16 protein-coding genes are annotated in these 17,986 nt (G+C 61.7%); 9 read left to right on the top strand and 7 right to left on the bottom strand.

The genetic code is table 11. From position 1 onward, the window contains the following. The first annotated feature begins 63 nt into the window (after positions 1–63). Genes pldA through rhtC form a run of 3 tightly spaced genes read left to right on the top strand, consistent with a single transcriptional unit; the run spans position 64 to position 3,451 of the window. Positions 64–942: a phospholipase A gene (gene pldA / locus FHU12_RS21435; protein WP_004934270.1), complete on the top strand. Its 879-nt coding sequence runs from the start codon at positions 64–66 to the stop codon at positions 940–942. Positions 943–985: 43 nt separating this feature from the next. Then, positions 986–2,818, top strand: coding sequence for an ATP-dependent DNA helicase RecQ (gene recQ, locus FHU12_RS21430; protein WP_060424201.1), 1,833 nt, complete (start codon positions 986–988; stop codon positions 2,816–2,818). 12 nt (positions 2,819–2,830) lie between these two features. Beyond that, complete coding sequence (gene rhtC / locus FHU12_RS21425; protein WP_043142215.1) at positions 2,831–3,451, top strand: threonine export protein RhtC; 621 nt, start codon at positions 2,831–2,833, stop codon at positions 3,449–3,451. 47 nt (positions 3,452–3,498) lie between these two features. On the opposite strand, the gene rhtB is transcribed toward rhtC, so the two are convergent. Then, positions 3,499–4,119, bottom strand: coding sequence for a homoserine/homoserine lactone efflux protein (gene rhtB / locus FHU12_RS21420; RefSeq protein ID WP_025304879.1), 621 nt, complete (start codon positions 4,117–4,119; stop codon positions 3,499–3,501). A gap of 148 nt (positions 4,120–4,267) precedes the next feature. Between rhtB and pldB the strand changes: the two genes are divergently transcribed. Further along, positions 4,268–5,311: a lysophospholipase L2 gene (pldB, locus tag FHU12_RS21415; protein ID WP_141971676.1), complete on the top strand. Its 1,044-nt coding sequence runs from the start codon at positions 4,268–4,270 to the stop codon at positions 5,309–5,311. A 4-nt stretch (positions 5,312–5,315) separates the two neighbouring features. Then, on the top strand, positions 5,316–6,113 hold the full coding sequence (gene yigL / locus FHU12_RS21410; RefSeq protein ID WP_019452532.1) for a sugar/pyridoxal phosphate phosphatase YigL: 798 nt from the start codon (positions 5,316–5,318) through the stop codon (positions 6,111–6,113). A 32-nt stretch (positions 6,114–6,145) separates the two neighbouring features. Here the strand turns inward: yigL and glpQ are convergent, their stop codons facing one another. Next, positions 6,146–7,225, bottom strand: coding sequence for a glycerophosphodiester phosphodiesterase (glpQ, locus tag FHU12_RS21405; RefSeq protein ID WP_073533177.1), 1,080 nt, complete (start codon positions 7,223–7,225; stop codon positions 6,146–6,148). A gap of 82 nt (positions 7,226–7,307) precedes the next feature. Next, positions 7,308–8,660 (bottom strand): glycerol-3-phosphate transporter, encoded by a 1,353-nt coding sequence (gene glpT / locus FHU12_RS21400; protein WP_063989070.1) that lies wholly within the window; start codon positions 8,658–8,660, stop codon positions 7,308–7,310. Positions 8,661–9,024: 364 nt separating this feature from the next. On the opposite strand from glpT, the gene glpA reads away from it, so the two are divergent. From glpA to glpC, 3 genes are read left to right on the top strand one after another with little or no spacing between them, the layout of a single operon-like run. Beyond that, complete coding sequence (glpA, locus tag FHU12_RS21390) at positions 9,025–10,674, top strand: anaerobic glycerol-3-phosphate dehydrogenase subunit A (RefSeq protein WP_141971674.1); 1,650 nt, start codon at positions 9,025–9,027, stop codon at positions 10,672–10,674. Then, positions 10,664–11,932, top strand: a complete 1,269-nt coding sequence (gene glpB / locus FHU12_RS21385) for a glycerol-3-phosphate dehydrogenase subunit GlpB (RefSeq protein ID WP_141973053.1) — start codon at positions 10,664–10,666, stop codon at positions 11,930–11,932. The genes glpA and glpB overlap by 11 nt, the downstream gene beginning before the upstream one ends. Beyond that, positions 11,929–13,128 carry an anaerobic glycerol-3-phosphate dehydrogenase subunit GlpC gene (glpC, locus tag FHU12_RS21380; RefSeq protein ID WP_141971672.1) on the top strand — a complete coding sequence of 400 codons (1,200 nt, stop codon included), beginning with the start codon at positions 11,929–11,931 and terminating at the stop codon, positions 13,126–13,128. Before glpB ends, glpC begins: the two co-directional genes overlap by 4 nt. Before the next feature lie 35 nt (positions 13,129–13,163). Here the strand turns inward: glpC and FHU12_RS21375 are convergent, their stop codons facing one another. The 3 genes from FHU12_RS21375 to FHU12_RS21365 all read right to left on the bottom strand — a co-directional run bounded on the left by FHU12_RS21375 (position 13,164) and on the right by FHU12_RS21365 (position 14,942). Then, the gene (locus FHU12_RS21375) at positions 13,164–13,727 is read right to left on the bottom strand and encodes a DcrB family lipoprotein (RefSeq protein WP_025304887.1); all 564 of its coding nucleotides are present in this window, start codon (positions 13,725–13,727) and stop codon (positions 13,164–13,166) included. Positions 13,728–13,807: 80 nt separating this feature from the next. Continuing rightward, positions 13,808–14,242, bottom strand: a complete 435-nt coding sequence (locus tag FHU12_RS21370; protein WP_141971670.1) for a GNAT family N-acetyltransferase — start codon at positions 14,240–14,242, stop codon at positions 13,808–13,810. Positions 14,243–14,282: 40 nt separating this feature from the next. Continuing rightward, on the bottom strand, positions 14,283–14,942 hold the full coding sequence (locus FHU12_RS21365) for a 7-cyano-7-deazaguanine/7-aminomethyl-7-deazaguanine transporter (protein WP_141971668.1): 660 nt from the start codon (positions 14,940–14,942) through the stop codon (positions 14,283–14,285). A 220-nt stretch (positions 14,943–15,162) separates the two neighbouring features. On the opposite strand from FHU12_RS21365, the gene tusA reads away from it, so the two are divergent. Beyond that, the gene (tusA, locus tag FHU12_RS21360) at positions 15,163–15,408 is read left to right on the top strand and encodes a sulfurtransferase TusA (RefSeq protein ID WP_025304890.1); all 246 of its coding nucleotides are present in this window, start codon (positions 15,163–15,165) and stop codon (positions 15,406–15,408) included. Between the two features lie 88 nt (positions 15,409–15,496). On the opposite strand, the gene FHU12_RS21355 is transcribed toward tusA, so the two are convergent. Next, positions 15,497–17,815 (bottom strand): zinc/cadmium/mercury/lead-transporting ATPase, encoded by a 2,319-nt coding sequence (locus FHU12_RS21355; protein WP_141971666.1) that lies wholly within the window; start codon positions 17,813–17,815, stop codon positions 15,497–15,499. Positions 17,816–17,986 lie beyond the last annotated feature (171 nt).

Here is a 17,986-nt window from a genome sequence, read left to right as displayed (position 1 = left end):
TTGTGTGTAAAATGGCCTGATTTTTTCCGGGCTTGCCCTTTTTCGTTGGAGTGAGGAGAGGTTATGCGCATTTTGTCAGGGATCGTTTCCGCCACGCTGCTGATGCCGGCGCTGGCATTGGCTGAGGAAGCCAAAGAGCAGCAGATTCACGATAAGCCGGCGGTGCGGGGCAGCATTATCGCCAACCTGCTGCAGGAGCACGATAATCCGTTCACCCTGTATCCTTACGATCCCAATTACCTGCTGTACACCGACACCAGCGATATCAACAAAGAAGCCATCAAGACGTACAACTGGGCCGACAAGGCGCGCAAGGACGAGGTGAAATACCAACTTAGCCTGGCGTTTCCACTGTGGCGAGGCATTGCCGGCGACAACTCGGTGCTCGGCGCGTCTTATACTCAGCGCTCCTGGTGGCAATTGTCCAACCGCGGTGAGTCTTCACCGTTCCGCGAAACCAACTATGAGCCGCAGCTGTTCGTGGGGTGGGCGACCGATTACCGTTTTGCCGGTTGGACGCTGCGCGATGTTGAAATCGGCGTTAACCATCAGTCTAACGGCCGCTCGGATCCGACGTCGCGCAGCTGGAATCGCGGCTATGCGCGGCTGATGGCGCAAAACGGCAACTGGCAGGTGGATCTCAAGCCCTGGTTCCGCTTCTCGGAAAGCTCGAGCAACGACGACAACCCGGACATCACCAAATACATGGGATACTACCGGTTGAAGGTCGGTTACGCCTGGGGCGACAGCGTGTTCAGCGTCGACAGCCACTATAACTGGAACAGCGGCTACGGCGGCGCGGAGCTGGGCTGGAGCTATCCGATCACCCGCAACGTGCGTTTCTATACCCAGGTGTTCAGCGGCTACGGCGAATCGCTGATCGACTACAACTTCCGGCAGACACGGGTGGGCGTTGGTGTCATGCTGAACGATATTATGTAATCATACCCGGTGGGTATGTACCGATGAAAAAATGGGGAAGTGTGTGTCAACCGCAGCAGTGATTAACAGAGAGTTGCTGGCCGAGCAGGTATTGCGCGATACCTTTGGCTACCAGCAATTCCGTCCGGGCCAACAAACGATTATCAACGCCGCGATCGGCGGGCAGGATTGCCTGGTGGTGATGCCGACCGGCGGCGGCAAGTCGCTGTGTTACCAAATCCCGGCGCTGGTGATGGACGGCCTGACGCTGGTGGTTTCCCCACTGATCTCGCTGATGAAGGACCAGGTCGACCAACTGTTGGCCTACGGCGTTTCCGCCGCCTGCTACAACTCGACGCAAACCCGCGAGGAGCAGCTGGACGTCATGGCCGGTTGCCGCAACGGCACCATCAAGATGCTGTACATCGCGCCGGAGCGGCTGATGATGGAAAGCTTCCTCAGCCTGCTCGATCACTGTCCGCCGGCGATGCTGGCGGTGGATGAGGCGCACTGTATTTCGCAGTGGGGCCATGACTTCCGGCCGGAATATCGCGCGCTGGGTCAGCTGAAACAGCGCTTCCCGTCGATGCCGGTGATCGCGCTGACCGCCACCGCCGACGAGTCCACCCGCGGCGATATCGTGCGCCTGCTGTCGCTGCAGGATCCGCTGGTGCAGGTCAGCAGCTTCGACCGGCCGAACATCCGCTACACGCTGGTGGAAAAGTTCAAGCCGCTCGATCAGCTGTGGCGCTTCGTGCAGGATCAGCGCGGCAAGAGCGGCATTATCTATTGCAACAGCCGCGCCAAGGTGGAAGACACCGCCGCGCGTCTGCAAAGCCGCGGGCTGAGCGTCGGCGCCTACCACGCCGGGCTGGACAACGATCGCCGCGCGCAGGTGCAGGAAGCGTTCCAGCGTGACGATCTGCAGGTGGTGGTGGCTACCGTCGCCTTCGGCATGGGCATCAATAAACCCAACGTGCGCTTCGTGGTGCATTTCGACATCCCGCGCAATATCGAATCCTATTATCAGGAGACCGGCCGCGCCGGGCGCGACGGCCTGCCGGCCGAAGCCATCCTGCTGTACGATCCGGCCGACATGGCCTGGCTGCGCCGTTGCCTGGAGGAAAAACCCGCCGGGCAGCAGCTGGACATCGAACGCCACAAGCTGAACGCCATGGGCGCGTTCGCCGAGGCGCAAACCTGCCGCCGCCTGGTGCTGCTCAACTACTTCGGCGAAGGCAAGCACGAGAACTGCGGCAACTGCGACATCTGCCTCGATCCGCCCAAGCGCTACGACGGGCTGGAGGATGCGCGCAAGGCGCTGTCCTGTGTGTACCGCGTCGGCCAGCGCTTTGGCCTCGGGTACATCGTGGAAGTGCTGCGCGGCTCCAACAACCAACGCATTCGTGAATATGGCCACGACAAGCTGCCGGTGTACGGCATCGGCCGCGATCAAACCACCGAACACTGGACCAGCGTGCTGCGTCAGCTGATCCACCTGGGCTTTATCACCCAGAACATCGCCATGCACTCGGCGCTGCAATTGACCGAGGCGGCGCGTCCGGTGTTGCGCGGCGAGGTGGCGCTGCAGCTGGCGGTGCCGCGTATTCAGAGCCTGAAGTCGCGCAGCAGCGCCAACCAGAAATCCTACGGCGGCAATTACGATCGCAAGCTGTTCGCCAAGCTGCGCAAACTGCGCAAATCGATTGCCGACGAAGAAAACATTCCGCCTTACGTGGTGTTCAACGACGCCACGCTGCTGGAAATGGCCGAACAGATGCCGATCAAGGCCGGCGATCTGCTGAGCGTCAACGGCGTCGGCCAGCGCAAACTGGAGCGTTTCGGCGCGCCCTTTATGGCGATGATCCGCGACCATCTCGACAATGACGAAGACTGAGGGCGATAAATCATGCTGATGCTGTTTCTTACCGTGGCGCTGGTGCATCTGATTGCGCTGATGAGCCCGGGGCCGGACTTCTTTTTCGTGTCGCAAACCGCCGCCAGCCGCTCGCGCCGTGAGGCGATGATGGGCGTGGTCGGCATTTCGCTCGGCATCGTGGTATGGGCCGGCGTGGCGTTGATGGGGCTGCATCTGATCCTGCAGAAGATGGCCTGGTTGCATCAGATCATCATGGTCGGCGGCGGCATTTACCTGTGCTGGATGGGGTGGCAGCTGCTGCGTTCCGCGCGGGCGCAACGAGCGCAGCCGGCGGCGGAGGCCCAGGTGGCGTTGCCGAAGGCCGGGCGCAGCTTTATTCGCGGCTTCCTGACCAATTTGTCCAACCCGAAAGCGGTGATCTATTTCGGCAGCGTGTTCTCGCTGTTCGTCGGCGACAGCGTCGGCGCCGGAGCGCGCTGGGGGCTGTTTTTGCTGATCGTCGCCGAGACCTTCGTCTGGTTCAGCCTGGTGGCGGTGGTGTTTGCGCTGCCGGCGATGCGCCGCGGCTATCAGCGGTTGGCCAAGTGGATAGACGGGGTAGCGGGCGTGTTGTTTACCGGCTTCGGGTTACACCTGATCTTTACCCGCTAACCGCAGTGAAATGCCAAAGGCCGAGCAGCGATGCCCGGCCTTTTTTGTCAGGCTTTGCGGGCGGTCGCCAGCAGCCCCGCCACCAGAATGAACAGCGAACCGAACACTCGGTTAAGCAGCTGCATCTGGCGCGGCGTTCTCAGCCAGCCGGCGATGCGCGTCGCCAGGGTGGCGTAACCGATCATCACCAGAATATCCACCACCACGGTGGTGACGCCGAGCACCAGATACTGCTCGGCCTGCGGCTGATTGGGCAAGATGAACTGCGGGAACAGCGCGGCGAGGAACACGATGCTTTTCGGGTTGGTCAGGTTGACCAGCACCGCGCGTCGGAACAGACGGCGGCGCGGCATGCTGCCCGCCAGCGCATGCAGATCCAGCGCCCCGGCGGCGCGCCATTGCTGGATGCCGAGCCACACCAGGTAGGCTGCACCCAGCCATTTCAGCAGTTCGAACGCCAGCAGCGATTGAGAAATCAGCGCGCCGAGGCCGATGCCCACCAGCACGATGTGCGCGCTCAACCCGACCTGCAGCCCGGCGATCGACGCGGCGGCGCCGCGATAGCCGTGGCTGATGCCGGTGCTCATGGTATTGATGGCGCCTGAGCCAGGGGACAGGCTGAGGATAAGCGTGGTCAGCAGGTAGGTTAACCACCAGTCCAAGGTCATGGTTCTCGGCTCCCTGAAAGTGTCGTTTTGTGCCACAATGCGCCGAGGCGGCGCCGTTTTTTGTAAGAATTGAATCACAATACGCTAGTATGATTTCTTGTGCCAGCGGTCACATTTTTCCGCCGGCCCCACAGGGAAAACGCTCTCGATGACCTCGTTCACTCTCAGCTCCGATGACTGGTTAACGCGTGAAACGCAGTTCGCTGCCTTCGCCACCGGGCCGCTGCTGGACTTCTGGCGGCTACGGGAAGAAGGCGAGTTCAGCGGCGTGGGCGGCGTGCCGATCCGCTTTGTGCGTTTTCGCTCCGCACGGCATCAGCGGGTGGTGGTGGTCAGCCCCGGCCGCATCGAAAGCTACGTGAAATACCCTGAGGTGGCCTACGACCTGTTCCACAGTGGCTACGACGTGGTGATCGTCGATCATCGCGGGCAGGGGCGCTCCGGGCGTTTACTGGCGGATACGCACCGCGGTCATGTGGTAAACTTTGTCGACTACGTGGACGATTTCGAGCAGCTTTGGCAGCGTGAGGTCGAATCGCGCGGCTATCGGCAGCGCGTCGCGCTGGCGCATTCGATGGGCGGCGCGATCCTGGCGCAGTTCCTGCAACGGCGGCCGCAGGCGTTCGACGCGGCGGCGTTTTGCGCGCCGATGTTCGGCATCCAGTTGCCGATGCCGGGCTGGCTGGCCGACCGCATTCTCGACTGGGTGGAGACCCGCCCGGCGATCCGCGACTACTACGCGGTGGGCACCGGCCAGTGGCGGCCGTTGCCCTATGTGGTCAACGTGTTGACCCACAGCCGTGAACGCTACCGGCGCAGCCTGCGCTATTACGCCGATTACCCCGAGCTGCAGGTGGGCGGGCCGACCTACCATTGGGTGCGAGAGAGCATCCGCGCCGGCCGGCAGATTATCGCTCAGGCCGGGGAGATAACAACGCCGCTGTTGCTTTTGCAAGCCGGTGAGGAACGGGTGGTCGACAACCGTTCGCACCAGGCTTTTTGTCAGGCTCTGTCAGACGCGGGGCGCCCTTGCGAAGGGGGGCTCCCGCTGGTTATCAACGGCGCACGCCATGAGATCCTGTTCGAGCGGGACGCGATGCGCGCCGAAGCACTGAACGCAATCCTGCGCTTCTTTGCTCAACACTTAGGCGGCGCGCTGCCGCCGACAACTCCATCAGAGGTTAGAACATAACGCTATGTATCACGTCGTCGCTTCCGATTTAGATGGCACGCTGCTGTCTCCCGACCATACCCTGTCGCCGTACGCCAAAGAGACGCTGAAGCTGCTGACCCAGCGCGGCGTGCATTTCGTGTTCGCCACCGGCCGCCACCATATCGACGTGGCGCAGATCCGCGACAGCCTGGAGATCAGCGCCTTTATGATCACCTCCAACGGCGCGCGGGTGCACAACACCGCCGGCGAGTTGATCTTCAGCCACAACCTGGACGGGGATATCGCCCGCGATCTGTACGGCATGCTGCACGACGATCCGGAGATCACCACCAACGTCTACCGTAACGATGACTGGTTCATCAACCGTGAAAGCCCGGAGCAGGAAGAGTTCTTCCAGGAGTCGGTGTTCAAATACCAGCTGTTCGAGCCGGGCCTGCTGGAAACCGACGGCGTCTGCAAGGTTTACTTTACCTGTGAAGATCATGAGCGGCTGCTGCAGGTGGAAGATGCCATCAACGCGCGCTGGGGCGATCGGGTCAACGTCAGCTTCTCGTTCCCGACCTGTCTGGAAGTGATGGCGGGCGGCGTGTCGAAAGGGCATGCACTGGAAGAAGTGGCCAAGATCATCGGCTATACGCTGCAAGAGTGCATCGCCTTCGGCGACGGCATGAACGATCTGGAGATGCTGTCGATGGCCGGCAAGGGCTGCATCATGCGCGACGCGCATCAGCGCCTGAAGGATATGCTGCCGGAGCTGGAAGTGATCGGCTCCAATGTCGATAACGCGGTGCCGCACTACCTGCGCAAGATGTTCCTCTGAAATAACAAGGGCGCCTTGCGGCGCCCTTGGCATTACTTGTGCTGGCCCTGCTTCTGCAGGAACTGCACGCCCTTGTCCGGGAAGTCGGTGAACACACCGTCGACGCCGGCCTGGTTGTAAATCACGTCATACAGCTGGTTTACGTCGGTCACGTACTTCGGTAGCGCATCGGCGCGGATGGTAAACGGATGCACCGCCAGCTTGCTGGCGTGCGCTTCTTTCACCATGTCGGTCAGCACGATGTGGCCCGGCTTGGATTGATCCGCTACCACCAGCATGTGGTAGTCCGGCCCGATGCCGTCGGCATACTGAGCGATTTTCTTCATCGCGCCCGGCTTGAACATCCAGTCGTAGTCGTATTCTACCCACTTGCCGTCGGCTTTCTGCTCGTAGGTTTCCTGCCAGTCGTTATAGGCGATCAGCTGCACCAGCTTCAGATCCATGCCCAGCTTCGGCTCCAGCTCGTTCTTGATGCGTTTGAGCTCGTTGGCGTCGAAGCACTGCAGGTAGACGTTGTCGTTCTTGCCGGTGTAACCGTACTGCTTGAGCACCGCCAGCACTTTGCTGGAGATGTCTTTGCCTTCCTGTTTGTGGAACCACGGCGCCTTGATTTCAGGGTAGATGCCGATGTTTTTGCCGGTCGAATGGTTCAGACCCTGCACGAACTCGATCTCTTCCTGGAAGGTGTGTACGCGGAAGTCGGATTTGCCCATCGGGAAGCGGCCAGGATAACCCTGTACCTTCTTGCCGTTTTCGATGTCAAAGCCTTCGGTGAACTTCAGCGATTTGATCTCCGCCAGCGTAAAGTCGATGGCGTAGTAGCGGCCGTCTTTGCGCGCGCGGTCCGGGAAGCGTTCGGCGACGTCGGTGACGCGATCGAGGTAATGGTCGTGCAGCACCACCAGCTCGTTGTCCTTGGTCATCACCAGATCTTGCTCGAGGTAATCGGCGCCCTGCGCGTAGGCCATCGCTTTCGCCGGCAGGGTGTGTTCCGGCAGGTAGCCGCTGGCGCCGCGGTGGGCGATCACCACTTTGTCCGCCGCCTGTGCGGCGCTGACCATTGAGGTGGCGAGAATGATCCCTGTCAGCAGGGCTTTGACTTGAGTCCGCATTCCATTTTCTCCGTGTTGTTGGGGGCAGGGTAGTAAAAAGGCCGCAGGGCGGCCTTTAAATCATGCAAAAGTCGTGTGACGCTTAACCGCGCTTGGCGGCGATTTCCGCGTGGTGTTTCTTTTCGTTCAGCATGGTCAGCAGCAGCAGGATAACCGCCAGCACGCCGCCGCCGATCATCACCATGAAGCCGCCGTCCCAACCGAAGAAGTCCACGGTGTAACCGACGATGGCGCTGGCCGCAACCGAGCCGCCCAGGTAGCCGAACAGGCCGGTGAAGCCCGCGGCGGTGCCGGCGGCTTTCTTCGGCGCCAGCTCCAGCGCGTGCAGGCCGATCAGCATCACCGGGCCGTAGATCAGGAAGCCGATGACCAGCATACAGATCATGTCCACGGTCGGGTTACCGGCCGGGTTCATCCAGAACACCACGGTGGCGATGGTCACCAGCGTCATGAAGAACACACCGGTGGCGCCGCGGTTGCCTTTGAACACTTTGTCTGACATCCAGCCGCACAGCAGGGTGCCCGGGATACCGGCGTATTCATACAGGAAGTAGGCCCAGGAAGACTTGTCCAGCGCGAAGTGCTTCACTTCTTTCAGGTAGGTCGGCGACCAGTCCAGAATGCCGTAACGCAGCAGGTAGACGAACACGTTGGCGACCGCGATGTACCACAGCAGCTTGTTCGGCAGGATGTACTGCATGAAGATCTGCTTGGCGGTCAGCTCTTCTTCGTCTTTTTCGCTGTAGTCGTCCGGATAGTCGTTTTTGTACTCTTCAATCGGCGGCAGGCCGCAGGATTGCGGGGTATCGCGCATCAGGGCGAAGGCGATCAGGGCCACCAGGATGGCGCCGAAGGCCGGCATGTACAGCGCCGCGTGCCAGTCGTTGAACCAGGCCATGCCCAGCAGGAACAGCAGCGGCGGCAGGCCGCCGCCCACGTTGTGGGCGCAGTTCCAGATGGAAACGATGCCGCCGCGTTCTTTCTGCGACCACCAGTGCACCATGGTGCGGCCGCACGGCGGCCAACCCATACCCTGGAACCAGCCGCACAGGAACAGCAGAACGAACATCACCGCGATGCTGGAGGTGGCCCACGGCACGAAGCCCATGAACAACATCACCGCCGCCGCCAGGATCAGGCCGGCCGGCAGGAACACCCGCGGGTTGGAACGGTCGGAGACCGAACCCATGATGAATTTGGAGAAGCCGTAGGCGATGGAGATGCCCGACAGCGCGAAGCCGAGGTCGCCGCGGCTGAAGCCTTGTTCGATCAGGTAAGGCATGGCCAGGGTGAAGTTCTTACGCACCAGATAGTAGGCGGCGTAACCGAAGAAGATCCCCAGGAAAATTTGCCAGCGCAGCTTACGGTAGAGCGGGTCTACCTTATCGCTCGGCACACGGGCGGTGTGTGCGGCCGGCTTAAAAATACTCAACATGAGCGCCTCCGATGGCTTTATCTGTTATCACATCAATATGACCTTTTACGTTCATTTGATGATTGAGCGGATATCGAATGTGGTGTTTTTGTGTTCCATAACGAGCGCCATTGTCATCAAATACGCCTGGTGTCGCTGTGACGAATGGCGCAATTGTTACACTTTCATGAAACCACGGCGGATTTTGAGCGATTCGTTAACGTTATGAAATAGAAAAACGTCCAAAAATCGTGATTATGATCACATTGATGGTTTTTTGTGGACATTTTTATTTCGTTTGATGTTCGTTATTGTTCCTTATCAAACAAAGACCCTAATAACCGTGGCTCAATAGGCTCATAACTACCGATCCTGAGGGAGCGACATGAGCAGCTATTTTGACGGCGGCGAAACGGATGTGATCATCATCGGCGGCGGCGCCACCGGCGCAGGCATTGCCCGCGACTGTGCGCGGCGCGGCTTGCGCTGCATCTTGCTGGAGCGCCACGACATCGCCACCGGCGCCACCGGCCGCAACCACGGTTTACTGCACAGCGGCGCGCGCTATGCGGTGACCGACGGCGAGTCGGCGCGCGAGTGCATCGAAGAGAACCGCATCCTGAAACGTATCGCTCATCACTGTATCGAGCGCACCGATGGGCTGTTCATCACCCTGCCGCAGGACTCGCTGGACTATCAGCAACAGTTTATCGCCGCCTGTCGCCAGGCTGACATCGACGCCGAAGCGATCGACCCGCAGCTGGCGCTGCGGCTGGAGCCGGCGGCTAACCCGGCGTTGATCGGCGCGGTGCGCGTACCGGACGGCACCGTCGATCCCTTCCGGCTGACCGCCGCCAACATGTTGGACGCGCGCGAACACGGCGCACAGATCCTGACCTACCACCAGGTGGTGGGATTGTTGCGCAGCGGCGATCGGGTAACGGGCGTGCGCGTTTACGACCATCAGAATCAGCGGCGCTATGAGCTGCACGCGTCGGTGGTGGTCAACGCCGCCGGCATCTGGGGCCAGCAGATCGCCGAATACGCCGATTTGCGCATCCGCATGTTCCCGGCCAAGGGGGCGCTGCTGATCCTCGGCCATCGCATCAACAACATGGTGATCAACCGCTGCCGCAAACCGGCGGACGCCGACATCCTGGTGCCGGGCGACACCATCTCGCTGATCGGCACCACCTCGACCCATATCGACTACGACCAAATTGACAACATGCTGGTGACCCCGCAGGAGGTGGACATTCTGATCCGCGAGGGGGCGCTGTTGGCGCCCACCCTGGCGCAGACCCGCATTTTGCGCGCCTATGCCGGGGTGCGGCCGCTGGTAGCCAGCGATGACGATCCCAGCGGGCGCAACGTCAGCCGCGGCATCGTGCTGCTCGATCACGCCGCCCGCGACGGGCTGGAAGGGTTTATCACCATCACCGGCGGCAAGCTGATGACCTACCGCCTGATGGCGGAGTGGGCCACCGACAAGGTGTGCGAAAAGCTTGGCGTAAACCGTCCGTGCACCACCGCGCAGGACGCGTTGCCGGGATCTCGCCAGTCGGCGGAGGAAACGGTGCGCAGCGTGGTTTCACTGCCCGCCAGTATTCGCGGCTCAGCAATTTACCGCCACGGCGATCGCGCCAGCCAGGTGCCGGCGGCCGATCGGCTCGACACCAGCCTGGTGTGCGAATGCGAGGCGGTGACCGCCGGGGAAGTGCGCTATGCGGTCAATTCGCTGACCGTCAATAACCTGGTGGATCTGCGCCGCCGCACCCGCGTCGGCATGGGCACCTGCCAAGGCGAACTCTGCGCCTGCCGCGCCGCCGGGCTGCTGACGCACTTCAAGGTCAGCACGCCGCAGCAGTCCATCGCGCAGCTGTCGCAGTTCCTCAACGAACGGTGGAAAGGCGTACGGCCGATCGCCTGGGGCGATGCGCTGCGCGAGAGCGAATTTACCAGTTGGGTTTACCAGGGGTTATGCGGGCTTGAGGCCCAGGCCGACAAGGAGCAGGAGGCGGATGATGCGATTTGACGTAGTGGTGATTGGCGGTGGCCTGGCGGGCCTGAGCTGCGCCATTGCCGTGGCTGAACAGGGCAAACGCTGCGCGGTGGTCAGTTCCGGCCAGAGCGCGCTCTACTTCTTCTCCGGCTCGCTCGATCTGTTGGCGAGATTGCCGGACGGCACGCCGGTCGAGATGCCGCTGGCGGCGTTGCCGCAGCTGGCGCAGCAGGCGCCGCAGCATCCGTATGCCCTGATCGGGCCCGGCCGGGTGGCGGCGCTGTCCGCCGCCGCCCAGCGGCTGCTGGCGCGCTGCGGGTTGAACCTGCAGGGCGAGGGCACCAATAACCATCTGCGCATTACGCCGCTGGGCACGCGCCGCGCCACCTGGCTCAGCCCGCAGGCGATCCCGACGCTGCCGCTGACCGGCCAACTGCCGTGGCGGCGCATCGCGGTGATCGGCATCGAGGGGTTCCTCGACTTCCAGCCGCAGATGGCCGCCGACTCTCTGAGCCGGGAGCTCGGTGTGCAGACGGAGGTAGCCTATCTGCACATGCCGGCGCTGGACAGATTGCGCAATAACCCCAGCGAGTTCCGCGCGGTGAACATCGCCCGGGTACTGGATTTGATGGAAAGCCTGCCGCCGATGGCCGAGGAGCTGCGGCGGCTGGCGGGCGAGGCCGACGCGCTCTTCCTGCCGGCCTGTCTGGGCCTGGAGGACGATACGTCGCTGGCGGTGCTGCAGGATGCGGTCGGCAAACCGATCCGGCTGCTGCCGACGCTGCCGCCTTCGGTGCCCGGCATGCGTTTGCATCAGGCGCTGCGGCGGCGTTTTCAACAGCTGGACGGTGTTTTCATGCCTGGCGACAGCGTGCTGCGCGCCGAGTGCGAAGCCGGCCGCGTCACCGGCCTGTATACCCGCAACCACGGCGATATTCCGCTGCGGGCACAGCAGGTGGTGCTGGCCAGCGGCAGCTTCTTCAGCAATGGGCTGGTGGCGGATTTCGACGGGGTACGCGAGCCGATCTTCGGGCTGGACGTGCACAGCCGCGCCGATCGCGCCGACTGGAGCCAGCGCGAGCTGTTTGCACCGCAGCCTTATCTGCAGTTTGGCGTGCGCACCGACGGCAGGCTGCGGGCGATGAAACAGGGAATGCCGTTCGACAATCTGTATGCCATCGGCGCGGTCGCCGGCGGCTACGATCCGCTGCAGCAGGGCTGCGGCGCCGGCGTGTCATTGATCGGTGCGCTGCACGTCGCGCAGCAGATCGCCGCGGAGGAGTGCGTATGAGCCTGCATCAGGATCACAGCTTTGAAAGCTGCATCAAATGTACCGTCTGTACCACCTACTGCCCGGTCGCCAAAGTGAACCCGCTCTATCCGGGGCCGAAACAGGCGGGGCCGGACGGCGAGCGGCTGCGGTTGAAAGACCCGGCGCTGTACGACGAAGCGCTGAAATACTGTACCAACTGCAAGCGTTGTGAAGTGGCCTGCCCGTCCGACGTCAAAATCGGTGACATCATTCAGCGCGCCCGCGCCGACTTCGCCCAGAGCAAGCCGACGCTGCGCGACGCCATCCTCAGCCACACCGATATCATGGGCTCGCTGTCGACGCCGTTTGCGCCGATCGTCAATGCCGCTACCGGGCTGAAACCGGTGCGCAAGCTGTTGGACAAGGCGCTGAAGATCGATCAACGCCGTGAACTGCCGAAATACTCGTTCGGCACTTTCCGCCGCTGGTACCGGCAACAGGCGCAGGCTCAGCAGCGTTACGCCGAGCAGGTGGCGTTTTTCCACGGCTGCTTCGTCAACTATAACCATCCGCAGCTGGGCAAGGATTTGATCCGGGTGTTCAACGCGCTGGATATCGGCGTGCAGCTGCTGAAACGCGAGAAATGCTGCGGCGTGCCGCTGATCGCCAACGGGTTTATCGAGCAGGCCAAAAAGCAGGCCAGGGTCAACGCCGAATCGCTGCATGAAACGGTGTTGGAACGCGGTATCCCGGTGGTGGCAACCTCATCGAGCTGCACCTTCACCCTGCGCGACGAATACCCTCATCTGCTGGACGTGGACACCACCCCGGTGCGCGATCGGGTGGAGCTGGCGACGCGCTATCTCTATCGCCTGATCAATCAGGGGCGTAGCCTGCCGTTGAAGCACACGCCGCTGCGGGTGGCTTATCACACGCCTTGCCATATGGAGAAGATGGGCTGGACCGCCTACACCCTGGAGCTGCTGCGGCAGATACCGGGGCTGGAGCTGGTGGTGCTGGATTCGCAGTGCTGCGGTATCGCCGGCACCTACGGGTTCAAATCGGAGAACTACGCCACTTCGCAAGGCATCGGCGCGCCGCTGTTCCGGCAGATCGAAGAGAGCGGGGTGGATCTGGTGGTGACCGACTGCGAGACCTGCAAATGGCAGATAGAAATGTCCACCAGCAAGCGCTGCGAACATCCGATCACCCTGCTGGCGCAGGCACTGGCATAAAAACGAAAGGGCCGGCAAACCGGCCCTCTGTGGGATTACTGCTTCAGCTTCAGGGTGGAGATGATGCCTTCGGCTTCGGTCTGCGCCTGCTGCTGATTGTCCGCCGGCAGCGTCACCTGAATGGTCAGCATGTTGTTGTTCAGCGAGCCGATCAGAACGGAGGAATAGGCTTTTTCGCCGCCGCTGGTGATGATACTGTCCAACTGACGCAGCGGCACGCCGTTGACGTCGAGCGCCTTGTTGGTGATCACCTGCAGGTTGGCGTCACGCGCGCGCTGGGTATTCTCCAGGCGCTTGGCCAGGGTCTCCAGGCTGTCGGCGGTCTTGTCGCCCAGGATCACGATCACCGCGCGCTGGCCGGTGCTGTCTGCGTAAACATGCATGTTGTTAGCCTGGTTGCCCAGCTTGCCGCTCTGATCCGCCATGCCGACCGGCAGGGTGAACGCCAGTTTACCGTCCAGCAGGCTCACCTGCTGCCCGGCCGGCGCGCTGGCCGCCGCGCCGTCTGGCGCTGCCTTGGTGTCTTTGGTGTTGCCGTCGCAGGCCGCGAGGCCAAGCGCCAGCAGGCTGATACCCATCAATTTCGCTACTTTACGCATCGGGCTTCCTTCTTCCTTTCCGGTAGGGATTCACTGTCGTATCGCAACCTATTCCAGGTTGAAATGCAAGGCAGATGTTGTCACAAGTTTTTTTCCAGTAATAGCCGATAATCAGCCACTTCGCCTTTCTTTTCCAGCTGAACAATCTGATAGTGGTGGGTGAGCAGCATCGTCAGCATGGCGCGGAACCGGTTACGGGTTTTGACCGTCAGTTGGCGATAGCCCTGCGCCCGCGCCCAGCGTTCCTGTTCGGCCAACAAGACCTGCGCCACGCCGTGGCGACGGAATGCCGGCAGCACGCCACCCAGCCAGCTGTAAAACACCGTTTCCTGCCGTTGATAACCGAGTTTGAAACCGGCCGGCTGCCCGTCTATCTCGGCGATCAACAGGCTGGCGGGGGCGGTGCCGATACGCTGCTGCAGATCGGCCAGGCTATGCAGGCCACCGAATTCGGGGATGCGTTGATAAAGGCGGTGGATTTCTTCGAGCGTGGCGGTGCGGACGATTGGGGTCATGAGCGGCCTCCAAGGATAAGGCCGCCCAGAATAGCATGACTCAGCTCAGCTGCAGGCTGCCGCTGCGCGCCGCGATGCGTTTGAGCAGCATGTTCAGCAACACGCCGTACATCGGCAAGAAGAACAGCAGGCAGATCATCACCTTGAAGCTGTAATCCACCAGCGCGATCTCCACCCAGTTGTTGGCCATGAAGGGATCGCTGCTCTTATAGAAGGCGATGAAGAAGAACGCCAGCGTATCGCTGATGTTGCCGAGGAACATCGCCGCCGCGGGCGCCACCCACCAGGCGCTGCGTTGGCGCAGGCGGTTGAACACATGTACGTCAAGGATCTGGCCGAGCACATAGGCCATAAAGCTGGCCACGGCGATGCGCGCCACGAAGAGGTTAAAACTGCTCAGCGCCGCGAAGCCCTGCCATTCTCCCTGATAGGTGACGGTGGAGATCACATAAGAGATGAACAGCGCCGGCACCATCACCGCCAGGATAATCCGTCGCGCCAGCGGCGCGCCGAAGATGCGCACTGTCAGATCGGTCGCCAGGAAGATAAACGGGAAGGTAAAGGCGCCCCAGGTGGTATGGAAGCCGAAAACGGTGATCGGCAGCTGCACCAGGTAGTTGCTGGAGGTAATGATGGCGATATGAAACAGCGAAAGCCAGACCAACGCGGTGAAGCGCTGCTGTGCGGTAAACGAATACATGTTGTAGCCTTTTTAGCAGTGGGGTGAGGGAACCCAGTGTGTCTTGTTAAAACAGCAAAAAACGCTGCGCGGCGGCATGATACGCGTTTGCGCAACCAATGCAATGGTTAAATTTAACGCAAACGTTAACGCATCTTGCGCAGAAAAACTACCGGCGTAAACTAGGCGCTAATGAGATGCGGCGAGCGTTCGCCGATCGTTTTTGAACGAGAAAAATTGCATGACTGACTTATTTGCCCAGGCAGACCAGACGCTCGACGCGCTGGGCCTGCGTTGCCCGGAACCGGTGATGATGGTGCGTAAAACCGTGCGCCATATGGACAACGGCGAAACGCTGCTGATTATCGCCGACGATCCGGCCACCACCCGCGATATCCCGGGGTTCTGCCGCTTTATGGAACACACGCTGGTGGCGCAGGAGACCGAGCAGGCGCCATACCGTTATTTGTTGCGTAAAGGCGTATAACGGCGGCACGGTCGTGTCGATGAAAGAAAAGTCCCTTTCCCGAAATGACAACGGGCGCGGTATGCCGCGCCCGTGTTTGTTTCCGAACTTAGCTGCGCTTTCTCAACAGCCGCAGCGCGTTGGCAGTGACCAGCGCGGTGGCGCCGGAGTCGGCCAGCACCGCCAGCCACAGCCCGGTTAACCCCAGCAGGCTGGTGATCAGGAAGACCCCTTTCAACCCCAGCGCGATGGTGATGTTTTGCCGGATATTGGCGTGGGTGGCGCGCGAGATGCGGATCATCTCCGCGACGCCCACCAGCCGGTTGTGGGTCAGGGCGGCGTCGGCGGTTTCCAATGCCACGTCGGTGCCGCTGCCCATGGCGATGCCGATGCTGGAGGCTTTCATCGCCGGGGCGTCGTTGATGCCGTCGCCGATCATCGCCGTCGGGCGCAGTTCGCTCAGTTCGGTGACCGCGCTGACCTTATCTTCCGGCAACAGACCGGCACGATAGTCGAGGCCCAGCTCGCCGGCAATCGCCGCGGCGGCGCGCGGGTTGTCCCCGGTCAGCATCACGCCGCGAATACCCAGCGCGTTCAGTTCGGCTATCGCCTGTTTGGCATCGCTGCGCAGCGTATCGCGCAGCGCCAGCAAGCCGATGGGCACGCCGTCTTCCAGCACCACCACTGCCGTTTTACCGGCGTTTTCCAACTTATCCACCTGGCTCTGCCATTGGGCGTCGAGCAGGCCCGGTGTCAACTTGCCCGGCGCGCTGATCAGTACGGTCTTGCCATCTACGATCCCTTCCACGCCGACGCCGGCCAGCGCGCGGCGCGCCTGTGCCAGCGGCAGCTCAGCCCCGTTTTCGGCAGCACGGTTGATGATCGCTTGCGCCAGCGGGTGATGTGATCCGGCCTCTACCGCTGCGGCAAGCTGCAGCAGCCGTTGTTCGGTCAGCGCGCCGATGGGCAGCACGTCGGTCACCGTCGGCTTGCCTTCGGTCAAGGTGCCGGTTTTATCGAAGGCGATAGTTTGTATCTGGCCCAGTTGCTCCAGCGCCGCACCGCCTTTAATCAGCGCGCCGCGCCGCGTGGCGGCCGCGAGTCCGGAGGTAATGGCCGCCGGGGTCGAGATCACCAGCGCGCATGGACAGCCGATCAGCAGCAGCGTCAGGCCGCGATAGATCCAGGTATCCCACGGCTGTGAGAACAGCAGCGGCGGCACCAGGATCACCGCGACGGCCAGCAGCATAATGGCCGGGGTGTAATAACGGCTGAACCGATCGAGGAAGCGTTCGATCGGCGCGCGGCGCTCTTCGGCCTCTTCAATCAGCTGCAGAATGCGGTCGATGGCGTTTTTGCCGGGCTCGGAGATCACCTTCATCTGTGCCGCCTGATCGACGGACAGACTGCCGGCGGCCACTTTCTCACCCTGTTGGCGCTCGACCGGCACCGATTCGCCGGTCAGGGCGCTTTCGTCGAAGCTGGCGAACGGATTGAGCAGCTCGGCGTCGGCCGGCAGGCGCCCGCCGGGTGCGATTTCAATCACATCGCCCGGACGCAGGCTGGCGACCGGCACGCGTTTGCGCTCCGCGCCTTGCAGCAGCAGCGCATCTTCCGGCACCAGCTCCATCAGCGCCGTCACGCCGCGCCGCGCGCGGTTGGCGGCATAGGATTCCAGCAGTTCACCGACCATAAACAGCAGCAGCACCATCGCCGCTTCGGCGGTGGCGCCGATGAACAGCGCGCCGATGGCCGCCACGCTCATCAGCGTTTCAATGGCGAACGGCGTGCCGGAACGAATCAGACGCAGCGCCTTGGCGGCGACCGGTGCCAATCCGACCAGCGTGGTGGCGATAAAGGCGATGCGGCCCAGCTCCGGGTTAACCCGATCCAGCACCCAGCTGACGACCATCAGGGTGGTCAACAGCAGCAGTGGTGCGAATTCGCCGAAGCGTGAGGTTTTTGGCGCGGCGGCTTTGGCGGTCTGAGTGCCGAGCAGGGTAAAGCCGGCCTGGGCAACCGCGTCCTGGATCCGCAAGCTGATGTCGGACTGCGCGTCGACCACCAGTTTCTCGGTCGCAAACAGCACGCGCGCGCTGTCGACGCCGGGAAGTGCGGTGACGGCATTTTCGATTTTCTTGGCACAGCTGGGGCAGTCCATGCCGGTGACTTTCCAGCTGAAACGTTGGCTACCGGAAGGGGGAGCGGCGGCCTGCCTGTCGCTTTCCTCGTCCGGATCGTCGGGCGCGGCGGTGCAGCAGCTGCTATCGCCATGATCGTGATGGTGGTGGGCGTGTTCGGCCTGTGCGGCGGCGTTTTTCGGCTCGCTGCTGCAGCCATGCTGAGTTTTGCTGTGGCTGTGGTTGCAGCCGCATCCGCCTTCGGCGTGGTGATGTTCCTGATGATTATGATTTTGCTGATTGTGCATAACGTCCCCCTTCGGGCTGTTAAACGGGTTTGCTCAGCTGACTCTACACCCTGGAGTCAACTCCAGAGTCAAGCGACGGATGAGAATTATTGCTAACGGCGTTCGAGCCTATAAAGGGGTATTCATTCAATAATGAATAATGCGAATTTAAATCTATAGGATTTTCTTATC

It is taken from the genome of Serratia marcescens, from assembly GCF_006715005.1.
GTDB lineage: Bacteria > Pseudomonadota > Gammaproteobacteria > Enterobacterales > Enterobacteriaceae > Serratia > Serratia montpellierensis.
Note: the sequence above shows the minus strand (reverse complement) of the source record. Positions and strands in the feature narration are given on the sequence as shown.